The organism is Escherichia sp. MOD1-EC6842, from assembly GCF_002965705.1.
Classification (GTDB): Bacteria; Pseudomonadota; Gammaproteobacteria; order Enterobacterales; family Enterobacteriaceae; genus Escherichia; species Escherichia ruysiae.
The window spans coordinates 1-4,328 of sequence record NZ_PTRF01000042.1 but is presented as its reverse complement, the minus strand read 5'-3'; the positions used below and the strand labels follow the sequence as shown (position 1 = coordinate 4,328).

The window sequence follows — 4,328 nt, the reverse complement described above, 5'->3', positions numbered from 1 at the left end:
TTCTTATACTATATCAAAAATTCATTAAAAAATCTAAATAACTTCAAAGGTAGAGCCAGGAGAACGGAATATTGGTATTACCAATTAGGTGTTCTATTATTTATTTTGCTTCCGCTTATATCGGTTTTGGTCATTGCTGGAGTAGATAAAGAAATAGTCAAATCCATAGGTGTTATCGTACACGGTTTACTTAGCATATCCGTTACAATTAGGCGATTGCATGACACCGACCGTTCTGGATGGTTTTTTTTATTGAACTTAATTCCAATAATTGGTGAAATTTTACTATTTATATTTATGTGCCAAAGAGGCACTATTGGTGAGAACCGTTTTGGTAAAGATCCTAAATCTGATGAAAAAAAATCACTTAATATTGTAGATGAAAATAAGCCTTTAAGTTCAGTCGAATAAACTTTATTATTATTGAAATCATTGTTTTTATGATGAAAACAATGATTTCATGCTGGATGAATTATAAATTGATGAGACTCTGCATAAAATAAATTGATAATTACTTGCTATATAAAAGAGTGGAATACATTATTTATTCGCCACTCAGACTTTTGAGATGATCTTTTGCTAGATAATACATGAATATATTTCGCATATGCTATTCAATGGGAAATAAACGCATTCGATTAAATTTGATAAATTTATTTACATATGAAATTAATATATAAAATTTGTATTATCGCGCTGTCATTAATGTTAACTGGTTGTGATGAAAGCGACATAAACAATAAGTTGCAAAAAAAAGAAAATGTTCAATCTACTGCAATTGTAAATACTAAAGAGAAGAAAAGAAAAGCAATGCTTGACCAGATGCCTGTGATTAAAATTCCTGATACTGGTCATATGGTACTTATGAGTAATAAGTCATTACGAGAATCAAGAAAGGGTTATTCAACTCAAATTATTGTTGAAAGTTTTACTGACTCAGGGCGGATACTTACCCCTCCAAGTGACACTTATATATTAACGAAATACCAGACACAACTTGGATATATGACTACTTATGTAACCCCCGATCCTGATGATGGTAAACGACACCCTGCTGTAATATGGATATCGGGGGGATATGGTGGATTAAGTGACAGTGAGGATTTTTTTTGGAGAGAGCATGACAGAGATAATGACCAAAGCGCCGCTGCATTTCGTAAAGCTGGTCTGGTCGTCATGTTGCCAAGTTTCCGCGGCGAGGATAAAAATCCCGGTCGCTATGAAATGTTCTATGGTGAATTAGATGATATTGAAGCTGCTCATGATTGGTTGTCGAAGCTGAGCTATGTTGATCCAGAACGCATATACCTTGCAGGCCACAGCACTGGTGGTACACGAGTTCTTCTTGCAAGTGAATATAGTACAAAATTTAGAGGATATTTCAGCCTTGGCGGAATACCAGATCTGAAAGCTCGTATTGAAGGTGGCGAAATGTCGGTAATGATTCCTTTTAAACAAACAAAAAAGGAATTTCAACTACGTTCTCCAGCAAGATACATTAAGTCAATCAAAAATCCCACATGGTATTTCGAAGGGGCAGAGGATTATTGGCAAGCATTTGACAATATAAAGAAAGTAGCTAATAAGGAGAATATTCCACTATTCATTTATAAAATTCCTAACGGAGATCATTTCAATATTATTGCACCATTAACAGAAATGATAGCTGAAAAAATACTAGCAGATACTGGACGAAAAACTAATATTACTTTTTCTGATAAAGATCTTGCTAAGATTTCTCGTGAATTGACGGAGAGATAGGTTTTGATGGCTATAATTGTAACGCAAAGTGCACACCATGAACTAACTTATCATTAGAACTACTATAATCGCCCCTTATGGGCAATGCCGTTCACTTAAGCGGAGCGGTACTGAGTTTCACAGGATAATGGGTTATCTTAACTGCCCTCGGCCTTAATGGTCGGGGGCGTTTTGTTATAAAAACCGTTTTCAGAGCACTCTCAGATGCTCCTGTCGGTTCGGGATGGTTCCCAGTGACGCTGTATTTACTAGCACTATCATTTCTGCCGCGATATTCTTCCACGCAGGCGGTTACAACTCTGCTGGCTCAGCGTCAACTGGTCTGCACGGTTTCGCTCCACCGGTATGGCACGGTCACGGCATTCAGCAGAATGTGCTTTCCCCGGATTCATTAACGCCACCAAGCGCATTTTTACTGCGGTGACGGCCATCAGGGCGCAGCACATCGACATCCAGCTTTGCTTTGGAGACGTCTATACCAATGAGTGAGACCAACCTTGTGAATGCGGATTACCGGGAAAACCGGTTCATGATACTGTCCGGTTTATCACTTGTGGAGAACGGCAGTCCGCTGCATAAATCTATGGCACAGGTTGAAAACCTAAGGCCTGATACGGCATGCGAACTGCATGGCAGAGAGAGCTGGCCGGTTCTCTCTGCCTAGAAGGGATAATACAAGGCCTGGTAATCCACTGAACGGTACTGACCACCATGGTCCATGTGAACTATGACATTTTCCAGACCATGAGTATTTCGATCTCACTCGGCTTTCCATTGTCATATTTCCCGATGTCCTGCAGGTCTGCTTCTGTGAATATTTTGGTGGCCTTCTCGACACACAACTAAAGTTTTACGATGTCGTGAAGCCATTATTCTCAGCCAGCTTGGTTTCTCTTTCCTGCCTCGTTAACTCAGATCATCTCAGTTTACGAATATGATGAACTTCGAAAGGGCTATCATTAGTCCCACAACACTCACTGGTCTGGGCCAATAGCCTAGATATCTGTTCGCTGCGAACCCCGTTAAATATCTGCTTCAGGTTTTCGGAGATAACAGTATCTTTCTCATGCGTGAGTTAAAAGCGCTCGTGAACGCTGCTTTCGTTCGCTTTCCAGTTAATGGCGATGGTTTTCGTCTCGTTGAGATGGCATTCAGTATCGCTGCAGGGATAGTACTCGATTTGTATGGTTGCATGCTCAATCTGATAGTGGTGTTTCAGAAAATTCTGAATGCAACCAAGCACTGTGTCGTGATTGTGTGGCGATACAACTTGTACGTGTAACGTCATCATTGGTTTTTCACCTACCAGCCAGAGATGCACATGGTGAATGTTGCGCACTACCGGCAGAATGCGATTGAGGTTACGCTTCAACTCATCAATATTGATCGTTTGCGGTGCACCTTCCAGCAGTTCATTCACGCTCTCTTTCAGCAACTGCCACGCACTTCGCAGAACTAGGCAGGAGACCAAAACTGACAGAATCGGATCAATAGGGGTCCAGCCAGTCAGGATAATGACAATCGCTGCGGCAATAGCTCCCACTGAACCGAGTAAATCGCCCAGCACATGCAGTGCAGCGGCGCGTACGTTAAGGTTTTTCTCTTCCCCTCCGCGACGCAAAATCCAGAGTGCCATCAGATTCACCAGCAACCCAGCGGCGGCAATAACTATCATAGTACGACCGGCCACCGGCTGTGGTTGATTAAACCTCTGAATAGCTTCCCAGAAGATAATTATCGTAATTACTACTAGGGCGATAGCATTGACGAAGGCTGCAAGGGTGGTTAAGCGTAGCCAGCCGAAGGTATGTCGGATATTCGCGGGACGCCTTGCGAATAGCACTGCAAGTACAGCAAAGATCAGTGCTGCAGCATCTGTCAACATATGTCCGGCATCAGCTAGTAGTGCCAGCGATCCGGAAATAAAACCGCCAATTGCCTCTATGATCATGAATCCGGCGGTAATGCCAAAGGCCAGCAGCAATTGACGGACGTTATTATTCTGCGAGAGAGAGGTGTGCACTATAGTATTTTCCATTTAACTTTCCGTATATTATCCTTAAATGATAAAAAGTTTCCTGATAATATCATTTTTCACAAGGGGAATTACAGAGAAAACCAGCGCATAGGGCATCGGAACTACATCTGCGAATTGCATATTTTTTTATGTATCAACCTCTGTCAGTGATGTGTATCTTATGTCATGATGACAACCCCTTGTGATAGAATATAAACATCATTAACAAGTTACATTTTTGTATGTTAGAAACAGTGTTCGTTTTAGTTAGATACTTTACTGAAAAAATAGTTGGTCGAGTTATTGTTGCTGTTGTTAGATTTTTTTTGATACTAATATTTGCGCCTGAAAGTTTATCGGTGTATCTGGCAGAGAAAACGGGTATCCCGTATGCTATGCAAATATTTTGCTTTATCATGACAATTGCAGCCACACTAATTCTTGATAGAGTTAGCTTTTGTTCAATTAAATTGATTTGTTTGATTCGTGATTTCATAAAAAAGAAATAAGCTAAAAACGATCCTTAAATGCATAATAAACTATCATTATA

At 40.5% G+C, this 4,328-nt stretch carries 4 protein-coding genes and 2 pseudogenes; 2 read left to right on the top strand and 4 right to left on the bottom strand.

Going from position 1 to position 4,328, the window contains the following annotated elements:
* Both A7Z29_RS22885 and A7Z29_RS22880 read left to right on the top strand, forming a co-directional pair.
* On the top strand, window positions 1-411 hold a 411-nt coding region (locus A7Z29_RS22885; protein WP_286135451.1), incomplete at its 5' end, for a DUF805 domain-containing protein.
* 252 nt (window positions 412-663) lie between these two features.
* Window positions 664-1,761, top strand: coding sequence for an alpha/beta hydrolase family protein (locus A7Z29_RS22880; protein ID WP_105290891.1), 1,098 nt, complete (start codon window positions 664-666; stop codon window positions 1,759-1,761).
* A 91-nt stretch (window positions 1,762-1,852) separates the two neighbouring features.
* On the opposite strand, the pseudogene A7Z29_RS24130 reads toward A7Z29_RS22880, so the two are convergent.
* The 4 genes and pseudogenes from A7Z29_RS24130 to zitB form a co-directional block, all read right to left on the bottom strand.
* Window positions 1,853-2,046: pseudogene (locus tag A7Z29_RS24130) on the bottom strand (IS4 family transposase); the annotation flags it as partial.
* Window positions 2,019-2,213, bottom strand: a complete 195-nt coding sequence (locus A7Z29_RS23540) for a hypothetical protein (RefSeq protein WP_198599438.1) — start codon at window positions 2,211-2,213, stop codon at window positions 2,019-2,021. The gene A7Z29_RS23540 and the pseudogene A7Z29_RS24130, both read right to left, overlap by 28 nt.
* Before the next feature lie 325 nt (window positions 2,214-2,538).
* Window positions 2,539-2,649: pseudogene (locus A7Z29_RS23975) on the bottom strand (HNH endonuclease); the annotation flags it as partial.
* 187 nt (window positions 2,650-2,836) lie between these two features.
* A complete protein-coding gene (gene zitB / locus A7Z29_RS22860) occupies window positions 2,837-3,799 on the bottom strand; it encodes a CDF family zinc transporter ZitB (RefSeq protein WP_105290890.1) in 963 nt (320 codons plus the stop codon).
* Between the last annotated feature and the right edge of the window lie 529 nt (window positions 3,800-4,328).

Excerpts from the sequence above, each read along its gene's own strand:
- A7Z29_RS22880 (WP_105290891.1), top strand. The coding sequence starts at position 664 with ATGAAATTAATATATAAAATTTGTATTATCGCGCTGTCATTAATGTTA.
- A7Z29_RS23540 (WP_198599438.1), bottom strand. The coding sequence starts at position 2,213 with ATGTCGATGTGCTGCGCCCTGATGGCCGTCACCGCAGTAAAAATGCGC.
- zitB (WP_105290890.1), bottom strand. The coding sequence starts at position 3,799 with ATGGAAAATACTATAGTGCACACCTCTCTCTCGCAGAATAATAACGTC.